This window comes from Pseudomonas sp. GW822-FHT03F04, from assembly GCF_058801405.1.
Genome location: NZ_JBXANF010000004.1, coordinates 46,732 through 65,442, shown reverse-complemented (window position 1 = coordinate 65,442; position 18,711 = coordinate 46,732). Strand labels below are relative to the sequence as shown.

The 18,711-nt window shown below is 59.1% G+C and carries 15 protein-coding genes; 5 read left to right on the top strand and 10 right to left on the bottom strand.

Features of this window, described 5'->3' with window-relative positions:
- Window positions 1-30: 30 nt before the first annotated feature.
- From bamA to rpsB, 9 genes are all read right to left on the bottom strand, one after another.
- Entirely contained in the window at window positions 31-2,406 is a 2,376-nt protein-coding gene (gene bamA / locus AC1RMX_RS09835) for an outer membrane protein assembly factor BamA (RefSeq protein WP_096819622.1), read from the bottom strand.
- 74 nt (window positions 2,407-2,480) lie between these two features.
- Window positions 2,481-3,833 (bottom strand): sigma E protease regulator RseP, encoded by a 1,353-nt coding sequence (rseP, locus tag AC1RMX_RS09830; RefSeq protein ID WP_493071671.1) that lies wholly within the window; start codon window positions 3,831-3,833, stop codon window positions 2,481-2,483.
- 52 nt (window positions 3,834-3,885) lie between these two features.
- Window positions 3,886-5,076, bottom strand: coding sequence for a 1-deoxy-D-xylulose-5-phosphate reductoisomerase (gene ispC / locus AC1RMX_RS09825; RefSeq protein ID WP_096819624.1), 1,191 nt, complete (start codon window positions 5,074-5,076; stop codon window positions 3,886-3,888).
- Window positions 5,073-5,879 carry a phosphatidate cytidylyltransferase gene (locus AC1RMX_RS09820; protein ID WP_493071669.1) on the bottom strand — a complete coding sequence of 269 codons (807 nt, stop codon included), beginning with the start codon at window positions 5,877-5,879 and terminating at the stop codon, window positions 5,073-5,075. The genes ispC and AC1RMX_RS09820 overlap by 4 nt, the downstream gene beginning before the upstream one ends.
- The gene (uppS, locus tag AC1RMX_RS09815) at window positions 5,879-6,634 is read right to left on the bottom strand and encodes a polyprenyl diphosphate synthase (RefSeq protein ID WP_096819626.1); all 756 of its coding nucleotides are present in this window, start codon (window positions 6,632-6,634) and stop codon (window positions 5,879-5,881) included. Before uppS ends, AC1RMX_RS09820 begins: the two co-directional genes overlap by 1 nt.
- A 14-nt stretch (window positions 6,635-6,648) precedes the next feature.
- The gene (gene frr / locus AC1RMX_RS09810) at window positions 6,649-7,206 is read right to left on the bottom strand and encodes a ribosome recycling factor (protein WP_096819627.1); all 558 of its coding nucleotides are present in this window, start codon (window positions 7,204-7,206) and stop codon (window positions 6,649-6,651) included.
- Window positions 7,203-7,946: a UMP kinase gene (gene pyrH, locus AC1RMX_RS09805; RefSeq protein ID WP_003222124.1), complete on the bottom strand. Its 744-nt coding sequence runs from the start codon at window positions 7,944-7,946 to the stop codon at window positions 7,203-7,205. The genes frr and pyrH overlap by 4 nt, the downstream gene beginning before the upstream one ends.
- Window positions 7,947-8,156: 210 nt before the next feature.
- Window positions 8,157-9,020, bottom strand: coding sequence for a translation elongation factor Ts (gene tsf / locus AC1RMX_RS09800; RefSeq protein ID WP_096819628.1), 864 nt, complete (start codon window positions 9,018-9,020; stop codon window positions 8,157-8,159).
- Between the two features lie 191 nt (window positions 9,021-9,211).
- Window positions 9,212-9,949, bottom strand: a complete 738-nt coding sequence (gene rpsB, locus AC1RMX_RS09795) for a 30S ribosomal protein S2 (protein ID WP_003222119.1) — start codon at window positions 9,947-9,949, stop codon at window positions 9,212-9,214.
- Between the two features lie 373 nt (window positions 9,950-10,322).
- Here rpsB and map point away from each other — a divergent pair, with 373 nt between their 5' ends.
- From map to AC1RMX_RS09770, 5 genes are all read left to right on the top strand, one after another.
- Window positions 10,323-11,105: a type I methionyl aminopeptidase gene (gene map, locus AC1RMX_RS09790; RefSeq protein WP_096819629.1), complete on the top strand. Its 783-nt coding sequence runs from the start codon at window positions 10,323-10,325 to the stop codon at window positions 11,103-11,105.
- A 40-nt stretch (window positions 11,106-11,145) separates the two neighbouring features.
- Window positions 11,146-13,848, top strand: a complete 2,703-nt coding sequence (locus AC1RMX_RS09785; RefSeq protein WP_096819630.1) for a [protein-PII] uridylyltransferase — start codon at window positions 11,146-11,148, stop codon at window positions 13,846-13,848.
- A 43-nt stretch (window positions 13,849-13,891) separates the two neighbouring features.
- Entirely contained in the window at window positions 13,892-15,091 is a 1,200-nt protein-coding gene (dapC, locus tag AC1RMX_RS09780) for a succinyldiaminopimelate transaminase (RefSeq protein ID WP_493071667.1), read from the top strand.
- 168 nt (window positions 15,092-15,259) lie between these two features.
- Window positions 15,260-15,988, top strand: a complete 729-nt coding sequence (locus AC1RMX_RS09775) for a M12 family metallopeptidase (protein WP_493071665.1) — start codon at window positions 15,260-15,262, stop codon at window positions 15,986-15,988.
- A 345-nt stretch (window positions 15,989-16,333) separates the two neighbouring features.
- The gene (locus tag AC1RMX_RS09770; RefSeq protein WP_493071663.1) at window positions 16,334-16,930 is read left to right on the top strand and encodes a M12 family metallopeptidase; all 597 of its coding nucleotides are present in this window, start codon (window positions 16,334-16,336) and stop codon (window positions 16,928-16,930) included.
- A gap of 24 nt (window positions 16,931-16,954) precedes the next feature.
- On the opposite strand, the gene AC1RMX_RS09765 is transcribed toward AC1RMX_RS09770, so the two are convergent.
- A complete protein-coding gene (locus AC1RMX_RS09765; RefSeq protein WP_493071661.1) occupies window positions 16,955-18,586 on the bottom strand; it encodes a Na+/H+ antiporter in 1,632 nt (543 codons plus the stop codon).
- Window positions 18,587-18,711: the final 125 nt, after the last annotated feature.

Below are 18,711 nucleotides of genomic sequence, written 5' to 3'. Positions count from 1 at the left end.
AATCCATTGTCGTTATCTTGGGTCAGACGCTTAGAACGTCTGGCCGAGGGAGAATTGGAACACTTGAGTTTCAGCGTTATCCGGTTTCTTGATCGGTGTGGCCAACGCGAAGCTCAAAGGACCCAGTGCGGTAACCCAAGTCACGCCGACACCGACGGAACTGGCCATGTTGCTCAGGCTGATGTCGTTGCACTTGGTGCTGGACTTCGAGCCATCGGCGTTCACAGTATCCTTGCACTGCGAGTCAAACACGTTACCCACATCCCAGAATACCGAAGTACGCAGGGAGCGCTGATCCTTGACGAATGGCAGCGGGAACAGAACCTCGACACCGCCCTGAATCAGGACGTTACCACCGAACGGAAGCGGATCCTGGTCCGGGTCTGCCAAGGTGCCAGGGTTGGTACCCTTGCTTGGCGTACTGCGTGGACCGAGAGTGCTGTCCTTGAAGCCACGTACCGAGTTGAAACCACCAGCATAGTAGTTTTCGTAGAATGGCAAGCCATCAGTCGAACCATAACCGTCGCCGTAACCCAGTTCGGTATGCAGACGCAGTGTGTAGTTCTCGGTGATCGGCTGGAACAGCTGGCCACGGTAATCAAGCTTGTAGAACGACAGGTCGCTGCCAGGAATGGTCGATTCCAGGGTCAGGCTCTGGGAACGGCCACGGGTTGGCAACACGCCTTTGTTCAGGGTGGATTCGGACCAGCCGGCCGACGCCTTGAAGTTCAGGTATTGGTCGCCTTCCTTCTTGACGAAGTCGAAAATCTCGTCAACGGTGTAAGTACCGGTCTTGATCTTGTCCTGCTGAGCGGACAGACCGAAGGTCAGACGCGAAGTCTCGCTGATCGGGTAGCCAACGTTCACACCGGCACCCAGGCTGTCTACCGCATAGCTTGCTACGTCGACATCGAGGTCTTTGTAGTCGGTGGTGCGATAGAACGCGTTGTAGCCCAGGCTCACGCCATCGGCGGTCCAGTAGGGGTCAACGTAGCCGAAGTTGTAACGGCTCTGGTATTCGCTTCGGGTCAGGCCGACGCTGACGCGGTTACCGGTACCCAGGAAGTTGTTCTGGGTGATCGAGCCACCGAGGATCAGACCGGCGCTCTGGGCGAAACCGACGCTGGCGGTGATCGAGCCGGAAGCCTGCTCTTCAACGCTGTAGTTCACGTCAACCTGGTCGTCGACACCCGGAACGGCCGGGGTTTCAACGTTGACCTCTTTGAAGAAACCCAGACGCTCCAGACGGGTCTTGGACTGGTCGATCAGGTAGGTCGAAGCCCAGCCACCTTCCATCTGACGCATTTCACGGCGCAGCACTTCGTCTTCGGACTTGGTGTTGCCACGGAAGTTGATGCGGTTGACGTAGGCACGCTTGCCCGGATCGACAGCGAACAGGATGTCCACGGTGTGGTCATCATCGTGCGGCTGCGGAACACCGTTGACGTTGGCGAAGGTGTAGCCCTCGTTACCCAGACGACGAGTGATCAGTTCCGAGGTGGTGGTCATCAGCTTGCGCGAGAACACCTGGCCTTTCTGCACCAGCAACAGCGACTTGACCTGATCCTCAGGGACTTTCAGGTCACCGCTGAGCTTGACGTCACGAACGGTGTACTTCTCGCCTTCGGTCACGTTGACGGTGATGTAGACGTGTTTCTTGTCCGGAGTGATGGACACCTGGGTCGAAGCGATATCCATGTTGATATAGCCGCGGTCCAGGTAGTAGGAACGCAGACGCTCCAGGTCACCGGAAAGCTTTTCACGGGCGTACTTGTCGTCGTTCTTGAAGAACGACAGCCAGTTGGTGGTTTTCAGTTCGAACAGGTCGGTCAGGTCTTCTTCAGGGAAAACCGTGTTGCCCACCACGTTGATGTGCTGAATGGCAGCGACGGTGCCTTCGTTGATCTTCACTTTCAGGCCGACACGGTTACGCGGCTGCGATACCACTTCGGTATCAACCGTGGCCGAGTAACGACCTTGTGCAACGTATTGACGTTGCAACTCGTTGCGCACGCCTTCGAGGGTCGCGCGCTGGAAGATCTCGCCTTCGGACAGACCGGATTGCTTGAGGCCTTTCATCAGGTCTTCGGTGGAGATCGCCTTGTTGCCTTCGATCTCGATGCTGGCGACCGATGGACGTTCGACGACAGTGATCACCAGAACGTTGCCTTCGCGGCCCAGCTGGATATCTTGAAAGAAACCGGTTTTGAACAACGCACGAGTGGATTCCACCAGGCGACGATCATCCGCCTGCTCGCCGACGTTCAACGGCAAGGCACCAAAGACGCTACCCGCGGAGACCCGCTGGAGGCCATTGACGCGAATATCAGAGATAGTGAAGGACTCGGCGTGAACTTCGGCGATCATCAATACGGTGAGAACCGCAGTTAGCAGCAGACGTTTCATGAAGTCCTTTCTTATTCCAACTGGCAATAAACAAACTGCCGCAAAATGCGGCAGATTCGCAATTCAGCGAAGCGTTACAGTCGACCCAGATCGTTGACCAGAGCAAGCAACATCACCCCGACCACCAAACTGATACCGATCTGTATCCCCCAACCTTGCACCCGATCCGACAAGGGACGACCACGCGCCCACTCGATCAGATAAAACAACAAATGCCCCCCATCCAGTACAGGAATGGGCAGCAAATTCAGAACCCCCAGGCTAATACTCAGATAAGCAAGGAAATTCAGGAAATCAGCGACACCCGACTGGGCAGAAGCGCCCGCCACTTTAGCAATGGTTATCGGTCCACTCAAGTTTTTTACCGAGAGCTCGCCGAACAGCATTTTCTTCAGTGAATCCAGCGTCAGGACACTCATGGTCCAGGTACGGCGGGCACCCTCGCCAATCGCGGCCAAAGGACCATAACTGACCTCGCGGATCATCTCCGGCGGCCAGTCGACAGCTTTCACTCCCGCCCCCAGATAACCACTTGGCGATTTGCTCTCGCCGCGCGCAGCCAAGATCACAGGGACGTCGATTTGAGCACCGTCGCGCTCAATGTGCAGCATGATTTTGGTATCAGGACGCGTACGAACGGTGTCGACCACTTGCTGCCAGTCATCCAGCGCCTTGCCATCCAGCGCCAGCAGACGGTCGCCGGTTTTCAGCCCGGCTGCCTGTGCCGGGCCCTTTGGATCGAGCTCAGCGAGAATCGGCGGCAGAGCCGGACGCCACGGGCGAATACCCAAGGAGCGAATCGGATCCGGCTCGTCGGCACCCTTCAGCCAGTGATCGAGTGCAAGTTCACGTGGCGAATCGGCCGTGGAGCCCTGCTCGCGCACCAGCACCTGCAAGGAACCACTTTCCCCCAGACGACGCACCAATTGCAGATTGACCGCAGCCCAGCCAGAAGTCGGCTCGCCATCGATGGCAATGATTTCCTGGCCCGCACTCAGCCCGGCCTTTGCCGCGAGACTGCCGGACTCGACCGCACCGATGACCGGACGCACCTGTTCGCTGCCCAGCATGGCCAGCACCCAGAAGAACACCATGGCCAGCAGGAAGTTGGCGACCGGACCGGCTGCAACGATGGCAATACGCTGACGAACGGACTTGCGATTGAAGGATTGATGAAGCTGATCAGCGGGCACTTCGCCTTCACGCTCGTCGAGCATCTTGACGTAGCCACCCAGCGGAATGGCCGCGACTACAAATTCAGTCCCCTGCTTGTCATGCCAGCGCAGCAATGGCATGCCGAAGCCTACGGAAAAACGCAGAACCTTGACGCCACAGCGACGCGCGACCCAGAAGTGGCCGAATTCGTGAAAGGTGACCAGCACACCCAAGGCGATCAGGGTGCCGGCAATCATATAGAGCGCACTCATCTACTTTCTCCGCAATCCTGTCCTATGCCGCGTGGAGCCTGTACCGCAGGGTCTATCGACCGTGACGGGTCAACCATTGCCCGGCCAGAGCGCGTGCTGCCGCGTCCGCCGTGAACACCGCATCGAGATCATTCAGAGCAACCACTGGCTCGAGATTCAACACTTCCTCGATGATACTCGCGATTTCCAGGTAGCGAACCCGCCCGTCGAGAAACGCTGCCACTGCCACTTCATTCGCGGCATTGAGCATGGCCGGAGCACTGTTGCCGGCCTCAGCCGCCTGACGCGCAAGTCGCAGACACGGGAAGCGCTCTTCATCGGGCGCTTCGAAGTCCAGGCGCGCGATGGCAAACAGGTCCAATGGCGCCACGCCGGAATCGATGCGCTCAGGCCAGGCCAGCGCATTGGCGATCGGGGTGCGCATGTCGGGGTTGCCCAACTGCGCCAGCACCGAGCCGTCCACATAATCAACCAGAGAATGAATCACGCTCTGTGGATGGATCACCACTTCGACTTGCGACGGCCTGGCATCGAACAACCAGCAGGCCTCGATCAATTCGAGGCCCTTGTTCATCATGCTGGCCGAATCCACGGAAATCTTGCGCCCCATGGACCAGTTCGGATGAGCACAGGCCTGGTCGGGTGAAACATGCGCCAGTTCGGCCATCGGCGTCTGCCGGAAAGGACCGCCGGAGGCTGTCAGCAAAATCCGACGTACGCCAACAGTACTCAAGCCACGGGCAAAATCCTGCGGCATGCACTGGAAAATCGCATTGTGCTCGCTGTCGATTGGCAGCAGGACCGAACCGCTCTTGCGCACAGCGTCCATGAACAAGGCGCCGGACATCACCAGCGCCTCCTTGTTGGCCAGGAGGATCTTCTTGCCTGCCTCGACCGCCGCAAGGGTCGGGCGCAGACCGGCGGCGCCGACGATGGCAGCCATTACAGCATCCACTTCAGGGGCAGCCGCGACCTGACACAGGCCCTCCTCCCCCACCAGCACCCGAGTCGACAGCCCCGCGGCACGCAAGTCGTCCTGCAAGCCACGAGCGGCGCCGACTTCCGGCACTACAGCAAACTGAGGGACATGGCGCACGCACAAGGCAAACAGCTCACTGAGACGAGTAAAGCCGCTCAGTGCAAAAACCTGATATCGCTCAGGGTGACGAGCAATGACATCGAGGGTGCTCAGACCGATCGAGCCGGTTGCCCCCAGTACGGTAATCTGCTGCGGGCGACTCACGGCGCAGCCATCCACAGCAACACCGCGAATACCGGGATCGCCGCTGTCAGACTGTCAATGCGATCCAGTACGCCGCCATGACCAGGCAGCAGATTACTGCTGTCCTTGATGCCGGACTGGCGCTTGAACATGCTTTCAGTCAGATCGCCCACCACCGAGATGAACACGATCAGCGCAGCGCCGATCAGGCCCTTGAACAACTGCGCCACCGCCCAGTCACGAAACAGGGCGACCAGCGTGGTAATCACCAGGCTCAGCGCCAGACCGCCATACACGCCTTCCCAGCTTTTACCCGGGCTGACTTGCGGGGCCAGCTTGCGCTTGCCGAAAGCGCGGCCGGAGAAATAGGCACCGATATCGGCGCCCCAGACCAGCACCATCACCGCCATGATCAGCCAGTTGCCCAGCGGGTATTGCTTGATCTGGACCAGCCCTTGCCAGGCCGGCAGCAGAATCAACAAACCGATCACCAGTTTGCTGGCGGCGCTGGCCCAGCGCTCACTGGAGCGCGGATAGGTCAGCACCAGCCAGGTCGCCACCGCCCACCAGATCACCGAGGCGCCGAGCACCCAAGGCGCCAGCCCCGGCAGGATGTACATGACGAACAACATCAGCGCGACCACTGCCGCATAACCGACGCGGAACGATTGCGCAGTAAAACCGGCCAGGCGCGCCCATTCCCAGGCACCCAGACTCACGACCAGCCCGATGAACAGCGCAAAACCGGAACCCTCGAGCAGGAAAAACCCGCCCAAGGCGATCGGCAGCAGGATCAGCGCAGTGATGATTCGTTGTTTAAGCATTAAACCCGGGCTCCAGCTTCGATCTGCTCGCTCGTTTTACCGAAACGACGCTGACGCGAAGCGAAATCGGCCAGCGCAATACGCATGGCATCGTGTTTGAAGTCCGGCCAGAACAGGTCGGAGAAGTACAACTCGGCATAGGCCAGTTGCCACAGCAGGAAGTTGCTGATGCGGTGCTCGCCGCCAGTGCGGATGCACAGATCCGGCAGCGGCAGGTCACCGGTCGCCAGACAGGTTTGCAACAGATCCGGCGTGATGTCTTCCGGACGCAGATGCCCGGCCTGAACCTCACGAGCCAGACGCTGCGCCGCTTGCGCGATATCCCACTGACCGCCGTAGTTGGCAGCGATCTGCAGGACAAAACGATTGGCGCCCGCGGTCATGGCCTCGGCTTCGCGCATGGCAGCTTGAAGCTCGGGATGGAAACGCGAGCGGTCGCCAATGATGCGCAGACTGATGTTGTTGTCGTTGAGGCGCTTGGCCTCACGACGCAATGCCTTGAAGAACAGGTCCATCAAGGCACTGACCTCATCGGCCGGGCGCTGCCAGTTCTCACTGGAAAAGGCGAACAGGGTCAGCACCTCGACCCCCGCCTCGGCACACACCTCGATCACCGCCCGAACAGCGTCCACGCCCGCTTTATGCCCGGCGACACCCGGCATAAAGCGTTTTTTCGCCCAGCGATTGTTGCCATCCATGATGATCGCGACATGGCGCGGCACCGCGGACGGCGCAGTCTGCTTGGTCTTATCCATTTAAAGCTCGACCCTTATACGGCCATCAGGTCTTTTTCTTTCTCTGCCAGCTTCGCGTCGATTTCAGCCACGAACTTCTTGGTCAGGTCGTCGATTTCGCCAGTGGCACGACGTTCTTCGTCTTCACTGATTTCTTTCTCTTTAACCAGATCCTTCAGCGAGCTGTTGGCATCGCGACGAATGTTGCGCACGGCAACACGAGCGTCTTCAGCCACGTCACGCGCCTGCTTGGTGAAACCACGACGGGTTTCTTCAGTCAGGGCCGGCATGCTGATCAGCAGCAGTTCACCGAGGTTGGTCGGGTTCAGGTTCAGACCCGCGCTACCAATCGCCTTGTCGACAGCACCGAGCATGTTGCGCTCGAACGCAACCACTTGCAGGGTACGGGCGTCCTTGACGGTGATGTTGGCCACTTGCTTGATCGGGGTATCGGAACCGTAGTACGGAACCATTACGCCCTCCAGGATGCTTGGGTGCGCTTGACCGGTACGAATGCGGCCGAAGTTGTGAGCCAGAGACTCGACGGACTTCGTCATGCGCTCTTTAGCGTCTTTCTTGATTTCGTTGATCATTGTTGACCTTCCTCGATCAGGGTGCCTTCAGCGCCGCCATGGACGATGTTCAGCAGGGCACCAGGCTTGTTCATGTTGAATACGCGCAGCGGCATCTTGTGGTCGCGGCACAGGCAGATGGCCGTCAGATCCATTACACCCAGCTTGCGATCCAGTACTTCATCATAAGTCAGATGATCGAACTTCTCGGCATGCGGGTCTTTGAACGGGTCGGCAGTGTAGACGCCGTCGACCTTGGTCGCCTTGAGCACGACGTCCGCATCGATTTCGATTGCGCGCAGGCAGGCTGCCGAATCCGTGGTAAAGAACGGATTGCCGGTACCGGCCGCGAAAATCACCACGTCCTTGGAGTTCAGGTGACGCATGGCCTTGCGACGATCATAGTGATCGGTCACACCCACCATGGAAATGGCCGACATCACGATGGCCGAGATATTGGCACGTTCCAGCGCATCGCGCATGGCCAGGGCGTTCATCACAGTGGCCAGCATGCCCATGTGGTCGCCCGTGACCCGATCCATGCCGGCCTTGCTCAGCGCTTCACCGCGGAACAGGTTGCCGCCACCGATCACCAGACCGACCTGCACGCCGATACCGACCAACTGACCGACTTCCAGCGCCATGCGATCCAGCACTTTCGGATCGATCCCGAACTCTTCCGAGCCCATCAGGGCCTCGCCGCTAAGCTTGAGTAGAATGCGTTTATAGCGAGCCTGATAACCACTGCCCTGCTGAGCCATTGCGAATCTCTCCTGCGGCGTATTTAAAAATTCTTTGCGAGCTGTTTACAGCTGGCGTTCACTCTAGCTTGGCGCTGCTTCAGCGCCATCGGAACATGGCTTTGTAAGTCAGTTCCAAGGGGAAACCAATTAAAAATTGGTAACCCTATCTGAAAAGAGGCTGCGCGCGTGAGCGGGCAGCCTCTTTCGGGCGACAGTTGAAAAACCGTCTTATTGCTTGGCGGCAGCCAGCTGGGCAGCAACTTCTTCAGCGAAGTTGTCGACCGGCTTCTCGATGCCTTCGCCTACTTTGAAGTAGGTGAAGGAAACGATTTCAGCACCGGCTTTCTTGGCCAGATCGCCAACCTTGACTTCAGGGTTCTTGACGAACGCCTGCTCAACCAGGCTCGCTTCCGCCAGGAACTTGCTGATACGGCCTTTGACCATGTTCTCAACAATGTTTTCTGGCTTGCCTTTGATCTTCTCTTCGTTCAGCTGCAGGAACACAGCCTTCTCACGCTCGATCGCTTCGTCGGAGACTTGCGAAGGCAGCAGGAACTCAGGGTTGCTTGCAGCAACGTGCATCGCGATGTCTTTGGCCAGCTCGACGTCACCGCCTTTCAGGACAACAGCAACACCGATCTTGTTACCGTGCAGGTAGGTGCCGACAACGTCACCCTCTACGCGTACCAGACGACGGATGTTGACGTTCTCGCCAACTTTGGCAACCAGAGCTTCACGAGCCGATTCCTGAGCGGCGATCAGCGGAGCTGCGTCGGTCAGTTTTTCGTCGAAGGCTTTTTCTACGCTGGCAGCAACGAAGTTTTTGAAGTCGTCTTGCAGGGCCAGGAAGTCGGTCTGCGAGTTGACTTCCAGCAGTACGGCTGCCTTGTCGTTCGACTTGATGGCGATTGCGCCTTCAGCGGCAACGTTGCCAGCTTTCTTGGCAGCCTTGATCGCGCCCGAAGCACGCATGTCATCAATGGCTTTTTCGATGTCGCCGTCAGCCTTTTCCAGGGCTTTCTTGCAATCCATCATGCCTTCGCCGGTACGCTCGCGCAGTTCTTTAACCAACGCTGCAGTAATTGCTGCCATTTTCAAATTCCTCTTGGATAGGTTTTCAACCATTCCACCCGATCGAACGGGCGTTCAATTCTTCCCGAGCCACCTTGTAGCCGCTGCACGTTACAGATGCTGTAGCTGCGCTGCCGACAAGTTGGTTTTCGAGGTGGCAAAAAGGGGGCCAAGCCCCCTTTTTGCTTACTGAGTCAACGCCAGGGCGTCAATTACTCAGCTGCAGCCTGAGTTTCTTCAGCTGCGAACTCAACAGTACCGCCAGCAACGTTGTTGCGACCGCGGATTACTGCGTCAGCCATCGAACCCATGTACAGCTGGATAGCGCGGATTGCGTCATCGTTGCCTGGGATGATGTAGTCAACGCCTTCCGGGCTGCTGTTGGTATCGACAACGCCGATGACCGGGATGCCCAGCTTGTTGGCTTCGGTGATCGCGATGCGCTCGTGGTCAACGTCGATCACGAACAGTGCGTCTGGCAGACCGCCCATGTCCTTGATGCCGCCCAGGGAGCGATCCAGCTTCTCAAGATCACGGGAGCGCATCAGCGCTTCTTTCTTGGTCAGCTTGGCGAAAGTACCGTCTTCGGCTTGAACTTCAAGGTCACGCAGACGCTTGATGGAAGCACGAATGGTTTTGAAGTTGGTCAGCATGCCGCCCAACCAGCGGTGATCGACGTACGGCGAACCGCAACGTGCTGCTTCTTCAGCAACGATCTTGCCAGCGGAACGCTTGGTGCCGACGAACAGAATCTTGTTTTTGCCCTGGGCCAGACGCTCTACGAAAGTCAGAGCTTCGTTGAACATTGGCAGGGTTTTTTCAAGGTTGATGATGTGAATCTTGTTACGCGCGCCGAAAATGTATTTACCCATTTTCGGGTTCCAGTAACGGGTTTGGTGACCGAAGTGCACACCGGCCTTCAGCATATCGCGCATGTTGACTTGGGACATGATAGTTCCTTGATAAGTCGGGTTGGGCCTCCACGTATCCCAATGACCAACCCCTGATCCGAGGATCAAAGGCACCCAGGTCATCGTGTCGACACGTGTGTGGGTTAATGCTCCCGGAGCTATCCCCGGAAAGCGGCGCATTTTATATCACAGGAAGGGCGCAAACGGAACCCGGAATCTGTAATCGCGTCAGGGACATGGGCGCCAGCCCCTTGGAATCGCCCTGCCGCGCACTATTGTATAGGTCGAAGCGATGCACGCAGGCGCGGATTTGCGCCTTTGGTCTGTTAGAATCGCGTTTTTCAGGGCCACCAGGCGAAAACCGTCGCCCTGCCCGTATCAACAAGCGCCGCCGAGCGCAGAGAGAGCCTGTATGACCGTCACCCTCAAAACCCCCGAGGACATCGCCGCCATGCGTGTCGCCGGCAAACTGGCCGCCGATGTGCTGGAAATGATTGCCGAACACGTCAAGCCGGGCGTGACCACCGATGAGCTGAACCAGATCTGCCACGACTACATCGTCGACGTGCAGAAGGCCATCCCTGCCCCGCTCAACTACAAGGGCTACCCGAAGTCGATCTGCACCTCGATCAACCACGTGGTCTGCCACGGCATCCCGAACGACAAGCCACTGAAAAACGGCGACACCCTGAACATCGATGTCACCGTAATCAAGGACGGCTACCACGGCGACACCAGCCGCATGTTCCATGTCGGCACCGTGCCGGTCTGGGCCGAGCGCCTGTCCCAGGTCACCCAGGAATGCATGTACAAGGCGATCGAGATCGTCAAACCCGGCTGCCGTCTCGGCGACATCGGCGAGATCATCCAGAAGCACGCTGAAAAGAACGGCTTCTCCGTGGTGCGCGAGTTTTGCGGTCACGGCATCGGCAAGGTGTTCCACGAAGAGCCGCAGATCCTGCACTACGGCCGCGCCGGCACCGGCATGGAACTGAAGGCCGGGATGACCTTCACCATCGAACCGATGATCAACCAGGGCAAGGCCGACACCAAGGTACTGGGCGACGGCTGGACCGCGATCACCAAGGATCGCAAGCTGTCGGCACAGTGGGAACACACTTTGCTTGTCACCGACACCGGCTACGAGATCTTCACCCTGCGCAGCGATGACACGATCCCGCGCGTATCGGCCTGATCCCGACACCGCTCCCAGCCTATAGAAGGAAAGCCAATCGATGCCGCAGGTGGATCCCGAACTCTTCGACCGCGGCCAGTTCCAGGCTGAACTGGCCCTGAAAGCGAGCCCTATCGCCGCCTTCAAGAAGGCGATCCGCCAGGCCCGCGAAGTGCTCGACGCACGTTTTCGCAGCGGCCGCGACATCCGGCGACTGATCGAGGATCGCGCCTGGTTCGTCGACAACATCCTGCAAAAGGCCTGGGACCAGTTCAACTGGAGCGAAGACGCCGACATCGCGCTAGTCGCGGTCGGCGGCTACGGTCGCGGTGAGTTGCACCCCTATTCCGATATCGACCTGCTGATCCTGCTGGACAGCGCCGATCACGAAATCTTCCGCGATTCCATCGAGCGTTTTCTCACACTGTTGTGGGACATCGGCCTGGAAGTCGGTCAGAGCGTTCGTTCGGTGGACGAGTGCGCCGAAGAGGCCCGCGCCGACCTGACGGTGGTCACCAACCTGATGGAAAGCCGCACCATCTGCGGTCCCGAGCGTCTGCGCCAGCGCATGCTCGATGTCACCAGCACCGCACACATGTGGCCGGCCAAGGAGTTCTTCCTGGCCAAGCGCGCCGAGCAGAAGGCCCGCCACCACAAGTACAACGACACCGAATACAACCTGGAACCCAACGTCAAAGGCTCGCCCGGCGGACTACGGGATATTCAGACGATTCTGTGGGTTGCCCGTCGCCAGTACGGCACCCTGAACCTGCGCGCCCTGGCAGGCGAAGGCTTCCTGGTCGAGAGCGAAAACGCTCTGTTGGCGTCGTCCCAGGAATTCCTGTGGAAAGTGCGCTATGCCCTGCACATGCTGGCCGGGCGCTCCGAAGACCGCCTGCTGTTCGATCATCAACGCACTATTGCGGGGCTGCTGGGGTTTGAAGGTGACGACGCCAAGCAGGCCGTCGAAAACTTCATGCAGCAGTATTTCCGCGTGGTGATGAGCATCGCCCAGCTCAGCGACCTGATCATCCAGCACTTCGAGGAAGTCATCCTCGCACCGGAAGACGAAGCGCCACCGCAGCCGATCAACTCGCGCTTCCAGCTGCACGACGGTTACATCGAGGCACGCAACGACAACGTGTTCCGCCGTACGCCGTTCGCCATGCTCGAGATCTTCGTGCTGATGGCCCAGCAGCCGGAAATCAAAGGCGTGCGCGCCGACACCATTCGTCTGCTGCGGGAAAACCGTCACCTGATCGACGACAATTTCCGCAACGACATCCGCAATACCAGCCTGTTCATCGAACTGTTCAAGTGCAAGATCGGCATCCACCGCAACCTGCGGCGAATGAACCGCTACGGCATTCTCGGGCGCTACCTGCCGGAGTTCGGCTTCATCGTCGGGCAGATGCAGCACGACCTGTTCCACATCTATACGGTCGATGCGCACACGCTGAATCTGATCAAGCACCTGCGTAAATTGCAGTACACCCAGGTGTCGGAGAAATTCCCGCTGGCCGCCAAGCTCATGGCCAAGTTGCCCAAGCCCGAACTCATCTACATGGCAGGCCTGTATCACGACATCGGCAAGGGCCGGCATGGCGACCACTCGGAGATCGGCGCGGTCGATGCCGAGGCGTTCTGCCAGCGTCACCAACTGCCGGTGTGGGACAGCCGCCTGATCGTCTGGCTGGTGCAAAACCACCTGGTGATGTCGACCACCGCCCAGCGCAAGGACTTGTCCGACCCGCAGGTGATCCACGACTTCGCCCTGGCGGTCGGTGATGAAACCCGTCTGGATTACCTGTACGTGCTGACCGTGGCCGACATCAACGCGACCAACCCGACCCTGTGGAACTCCTGGCGCGCCAGCCTGTTGCGCCAGCTCTACACCGAGACCAAGCGCGCACTGCGCCGCGGCCTGGAAAACCCGGTGGATCGCGAAGAACAGATCCGCCAGACCCAGAGCGCAGCGCTGGATATTCTGGTGCGCGGCGGCACCGATCCGGACGATGTCGAGCAGTTGTGGGCGCAACTGGGCGATGACTATTTCCTGCGCCACACCGCCGGCGACGTGGCCTGGCACAGCGATGCGATTCTCCAGCAGCCGGCCGACGGCGGGCCGCTGGTGCTGATCAAGGAAACCACCCAGCGCGAATTCGAGGGTGGCACGCAGATCTTCATTTATGCGCCGGACCAGCACGATTTCTTCGCCGTGACCGTGGCCGCGATGGACCAGCTCAACCTGAACATTCACGACGCCCGGGTCATCACCTCCAGCAGCCAGTTCACCCTCGACACCTACATCGTGCTCGACACCGAAGGCGAATCCATCGGCGACAATCCGACCCGGGTCAAACAGATTCGCGACGGCCTGACCGAAGCCCTGCGCAACCCGGACGATTACCCGACCATCATCCAGCGTCGGGTGCCGCGCCAGCTCAAGCACTTTGCGTTCGCACCACAAGTGACGATCCACAACGACGCCCAGCGTCCGGTGACGGTGCTGGAACTCACCGCACCCGACCGTCCAGGCCTGCTGGCACGGATCGGCGGGATTTTCCTGGAGTTCGATCTGTCGCTGCAGAACGCCAAGATCGCCACCCTGGGCGAGCGGGTGGAAGACGTGTTCTTCATCACCGACGCCCACAATCAGCCGCTGTCCGACCCGCTGCTGTGCAGCCGTTTGCAGGATGCCATCGTCGAGCAGCTCAGCGTCAATCAGGAACCCGATATCAAACTGTCGCGTATCAGCATTTGACTGAGCGCCCGGATTCAACCGCTTTGCACGAGACCCAGCACCGATGAACAACGCTCTGATCCAGTTGCAGCCCTACCCGTTCGAAAAGCTCCGCGCCCTGCTCGGCAGCGTCACGCCGAACCCGGACAAGCGCCCGATCGCGCTGTCCATCGGCGAGCCGAAACACCGTTCGCCAAGCTTTGTCGCCGAGGCGCTGGCCAACAATCTGGATCAGATGGCGGTGTACCCGACCACCCTGGGCATCCCGGCCCTGCGCGAGGCCATTGCGGCCTGGTGCGAACGTCGCTTCAACGTACCGGGCGGCTGGATCGATCCGGCGCGCAATGTGCTGCCGGTCAACGGCACCCGTGAAGCGCTGTTCGCCTTCACCCAGACCGTGGTCAACCGCGGGGACGACGCGCTGGTGGTCAGCCCGAACCCGTTCTATCAGATCTACGAAGGTGCGGCGTTCCTTGCCGGCGCCAAGCCGCACTACCTGCCATGCCTGGATGAAAACGGCTTCAACCCGGACTTCGACGCAGTGTCGCCGGAGATCTGGAAACGCTGCCAGATCCTGTTCCTGTGCTCGCCAGGCAACCCGACCGGCGCGCTGATTCCGGTCGACGTGCTGAAAAAGCTGATCGCCCTGGCCGACGAATTCGACTTCGTGATCGCCGCCGACGAGTGCTACAGCGAGCTGTACTTCGACGAACAGACCCCACCGCCGGGCCTGCTCAGCGCTTGCGCCGAACTGGGGCGCAAGGATTTCAAGCGTTGCGTGGTGTTCCACAGCCTGTCCAAGCGCTCGAATCTGCCGGGCCTGCGCTCCGGTTTCGTTGCCGGCGACGCCGATATCCTCAAGGGCTTCCTGCTGTATCGTACCTACCACGGCTGCGCGATGCCGGTTCAGACCCAACTGGCCAGCGTTGCCGCGTGGAACGATGAAGTGCATGTCCGCGCCAACCGTGCGTTGTATCGCGAGAAGTTCGATGCCGTGCTGGCCATTCTCAGCCCGGTGATGGATGTACAGCGCCCGGATGGCAGCTTCTACCTGTGGCCGAACGTGCAAGGTGACGACGCGGCGTTCTGCCGTGATCTGTTTGCCGAAGAACACGTGACCGTGGTGCCGGGTTCGTACCTGTCCCGCGATGTCGACGGGGTCAACCCCGGGGCCGGTCGTGTACGCATGGCGCTGGTCGCGCCGCTGGCGGAATGCGTGGAAGCGGCCGAGCGCATTCGCGATTTCGTCCTGCGCCACAAATAATGCCTGAACGCCCGCGCCGGACAATCCGGCACGGGCGCCTCATACAACAAGTTACAGATCCTCCAACTATTTACCCCACTTGCCGTCCGGCCAGACGTTAGTCTTGAGCCGCGCATATCTCTGCGCCTAAAACAAACTCAAGACTTTAACTTCAAGGAAGAAGTGAACATGAACAACCTGCTGGATTGCCAACTTATTCAATGGCCCGATGATCAAGCTGCGTACACGGCGGCCATCAATGAAAACCCCGCCAATGCAGGCGCAAATACAGGCACCCGACGCAAACGCTCCATCATTAACTATTCAAAGCTATGGGCCAACGGCCGAACCTTGAAAGTGGCTTTCATGGATTCACCCGATACCGATCACAAGAATAGGATTATCGCTGCAGCCAGGCAATGGCTGCCGTACATCAACCTGAAGTTTGAATTTGTCGACGATTTGAAAGGCGACATCCGGATTGCAACAAAGAACAATGACAACAGCTCGATGCTGGGCACCGATGCGCTGTTGATCCACCCCGACCATCCCACCATGAACCTGGGGGTCAAACCAGAACATGAAGACTTCGAGGTGATCGTGACCCACGAATTCGGCCACGCACTGGGTGCAATGCACGAACATCAACACCCCAAGGCCAATATTCCGTGGGATAAGCCAAAGGTGTACGAGTTCTACAAGAACCGTGAAATGAACCCGCTGACCGAGGAGCAGGTCGACAGGAACCTGTTCGCGTCCTTCGACACACTCGACGCGATCTACACCTCCTACGACCGAAAATCGATCATGCATCACCCGGTGGCAAACACATTGACAGTGGGCAACTGGGAAGTGCCGATCAACCGCCGGATCAGTAGAAAAGACAAACGACTGATGCGATTGCTTTATCCAAAATAAATAACCGACACCGACACAAAAAGTTCGCCTGGCGCAACACCTCGCGAACTTTCAATATCACGCAACACAACCCGACTTTGTTCAGTCAGCACTTTCCTTTAGCTTTCACCCGCCTGTTATCCGACCCAACTTTCCCGGAATAAACAACAGCCTATTTAATCAACATCAGTACGGACACTTAGCATGAACTCCGCAACACTTTGCCTTACAGAAAAAACGGTTTCGCTTCAACGCGCTTATGAAGTCGCTGTAGCCGAGAACCCAGCCAATGAAAAAACCTCGGCATCCGCTCGTAAAAAACGAGCCGTCGGGAAACACGGTTACTTCTGGGCGCCAGGCCGGACCTTGCGCATCGCGTTCCTGAGTGGTGATCAAGCGTTCAAGGACGCCGTCAAATCCGCGGCGAACAACTGGCTGCCTCATATCAACCTGACGTTCGACTTTGTCGAAGGTGAGACGGGAGATATCCGTATCAGCAGTGAAGACGGCATTTACTGGTCGATGATCGGAACCAACGCGCTGCTGGTCGAAGCAGAAGAACCCACCATGAGGTTGTCCCCGGAGCACCGTCTCGCCCCGGCATTGTTCGCCGCCAATGTCATGCATGAGTTCGGACATGCTCTGGGCGCCGAACATGAGCACCTGCATCCCGAGTCGAACATCCCTTGGAACAAGCCTGCGGTCTACGCTGCACACTGGGTGGACGAAAACGCCGACGAAGACGACTACGCCCGCCGATCTGTCGATGAACGGTACTTCAACCTGCTCGACGCCAGCGATTTCGACTATTCGCCTTACGATCCGAAATCGATCATGCATTACGCCGTGCGCCAGAACTGGACCCACGGCAACTTCAAGATTGATCTGAATCTGGTGCTCAGTGAAAAGGACAAGGCGTTCATGGCGAAGGCCTATGCCTACCCCGCTGCACAAACGGCGTAATCAGCACGGGGCAGCTCAAAGCGATTACTTGACTTGCCCCAGATTGGCCTCACTCAAATCCAGCTCGCCCAACACTTCACGCAGCACGTCATCGCCAATCTGGTGCTGACGGCTGAGGCTGTACAACTCAAGGCGTTGCGCGCGCAGCGCCTTGAGACGCAAACGGCGCTCAAGCAGATCCATCTGGAATGCCAGCGCCTGGGCTTCAGCCGAATCGTTGAACACCTCCAGTTGATGGCGATACTCGGACATGATCCGCGCCTTGAGTTCCGCTGACAGCGCGGCTTGCGCGGCGTCCTGCGGGTTGACCTCTTCGATCTCGAGCGCATGAATCGCTGCTTCCGCCGTCTTGCGCCAGGCGTCGCGCACTTCCTGGCGGCGTTTGTCGTCCGGGCTCTTTTCGATGCCGCGCAACAACAATGGCAGCGCAATACACGCCGCCACCAGCGACATCAAAATCACCCCGGCAGCAATGAAGATCAGCAAATCACGCTCGGGAAACGCCTCGCTGCCCATCAGCATCGGCACCGACATCACGCCCGCCAGGGTCACCGCACCGCGCACACCGCCGACGGTCAGCAGCCAGCAGGACCGGGCAGTCGGCACTTGTGTCAATTCACCCTTGCCGCGCAAGCGACGCAGCAACACCGACAGACGCCAGATGCTCTGCACCCAGATAAAGCGCAACAGCACCAGCGCCAGGAAAATCGCCACCACATCGAGGCAGCGATAGAACAGCGTCGGCCACAAAGAAGTCTCGTGGCTGACCACAGCCTTGATGATGTCCGGCAATTGCAGGCCGAGCAGCAGGAAAATCAAACCGTTGAAGGCGAACTCCAGCAACGACCAGACACTGCGGTTGAGCAAACGGGTGCTGGTCTGGCGCGGCAGCAGGTCGAGCCAGCTCTGCATCATCCCCGCCGCCACCGCCGAAAGAATGCCCGAGGCGCCGAGCCGTTCGGCCAACACGTAAGCGGCAAACGGCAGCAGCAACATGAACACCACGTGGGTCGCCGGGTCGTCCCAGCCCCGGGCGATCATCCATGCTCGCAATCGGCCGACCAGCCAACTGAGTGCCACACCGACCGCCAACCCGCCGACCGCCACCAGCACGAACGTCAGACTGGCGTTGGCCAAGGAAAACGCGCCAGTGACCGCCGCCACCAGGGCGAACTTGAACGTCACCAGGCCCGAGGCATCGTTCATCAGCGCTTCGCCTTGCAGCATGTGCATCAACGGCGTCGGCAAGCGGTTCTGCGAAATGGCCGACACCGCCACGGCATCCGTCGGCGACAACACCGCCGCCAGCGCGAACGCCACCGGCAATGGAATCGTCGGCAGCAGCCAGTGAATGAAGTAGCCGGCACCTACCACGGTAAACAGCACCAACCCGACCGCCAGCGTCAGCACCGGCCCGCGCAAACGCCACAATTCGCGCTTGGGCATGCGCCAGCCATCGGAAAACAGCAGCGGCGGCAGGAACAGAAACAAGAACAGCTCGGGATCCAGCGCCACGTGCAGGCCAAGGGTCGGCCAGGCCAGCAAAGCCCCGGCGGCGATCTGTACCAGCGGCAGCGGCAACGGGATGACCCGTCCGACCAGACGCGAAACACTGACCAGCATCAGCAGGATCAGGACCGTATAAGCGGTTTGCATAAAGCGGAAATCTCAGACAATCGACAGCGTTGAACTGCCATATTAGCCGCTTAGGCTGTGGCTGACCGTTGCACCTATGTCGCAGCCCCCGTCCGGGAAATCAACCTCGGCCGCCGCGAAACGGT

Excerpts from the sequence above, each read along its gene's own strand:
- bamA (WP_096819622.1), bottom strand. The coding sequence starts at position 2,406 with ATGAAACGTCTGCTGCTAACTGCGGTTCTCACCGTATTGATGATCGCC.
- rseP (WP_493071671.1), bottom strand. The coding sequence starts at position 3,833 with ATGAGTGCGCTCTATATGATTGCCGGCACCCTGATCGCCTTGGGTGTG.
- AC1RMX_RS09820 (WP_493071669.1), bottom strand. The coding sequence starts at position 5,879 with ATGCTTAAACAACGAATCATCACTGCGCTGATCCTGCTGCCGATCGCC.
- uppS (WP_096819626.1), bottom strand. The coding sequence starts at position 6,634 with ATGGATAAGACCAAGCAGACTGCGCCGTCCGCGGTGCCGCGCCATGTC.
- frr (WP_096819627.1), bottom strand. The coding sequence starts at position 7,206 with ATGATCAACGAAATCAAGAAAGACGCTAAAGAGCGCATGACGAAGTCC.
- pyrH (WP_003222124.1), bottom strand. The coding sequence starts at position 7,946 with ATGGCTCAGCAGGGCAGTGGTTATCAGGCTCGCTATAAACGCATTCTA.
- tsf (WP_096819628.1), bottom strand. The coding sequence starts at position 9,020 with ATGGCAGCAATTACTGCAGCGTTGGTTAAAGAACTGCGCGAGCGTACC.
- rpsB (WP_003222119.1), bottom strand. The coding sequence starts at position 9,949 with ATGTCCCAAGTCAACATGCGCGATATGCTGAAGGCCGGTGTGCACTTC.
- map (WP_096819629.1), top strand. The coding sequence starts at position 10,323 with ATGACCGTCACCCTCAAAACCCCCGAGGACATCGCCGCCATGCGTGTC.
- AC1RMX_RS09785 (WP_096819630.1), top strand. The coding sequence starts at position 11,146 with ATGCCGCAGGTGGATCCCGAACTCTTCGACCGCGGCCAGTTCCAGGCT.
- dapC (WP_493071667.1), top strand. The coding sequence starts at position 13,892 with ATGAACAACGCTCTGATCCAGTTGCAGCCCTACCCGTTCGAAAAGCTC.
- AC1RMX_RS09775 (WP_493071665.1), top strand. The coding sequence starts at position 15,260 with ATGAACAACCTGCTGGATTGCCAACTTATTCAATGGCCCGATGATCAA.
- AC1RMX_RS09765 (WP_493071661.1), bottom strand. The coding sequence starts at position 18,586 with ATGCAAACCGCTTATACGGTCCTGATCCTGCTGATGCTGGTCAGTGTT.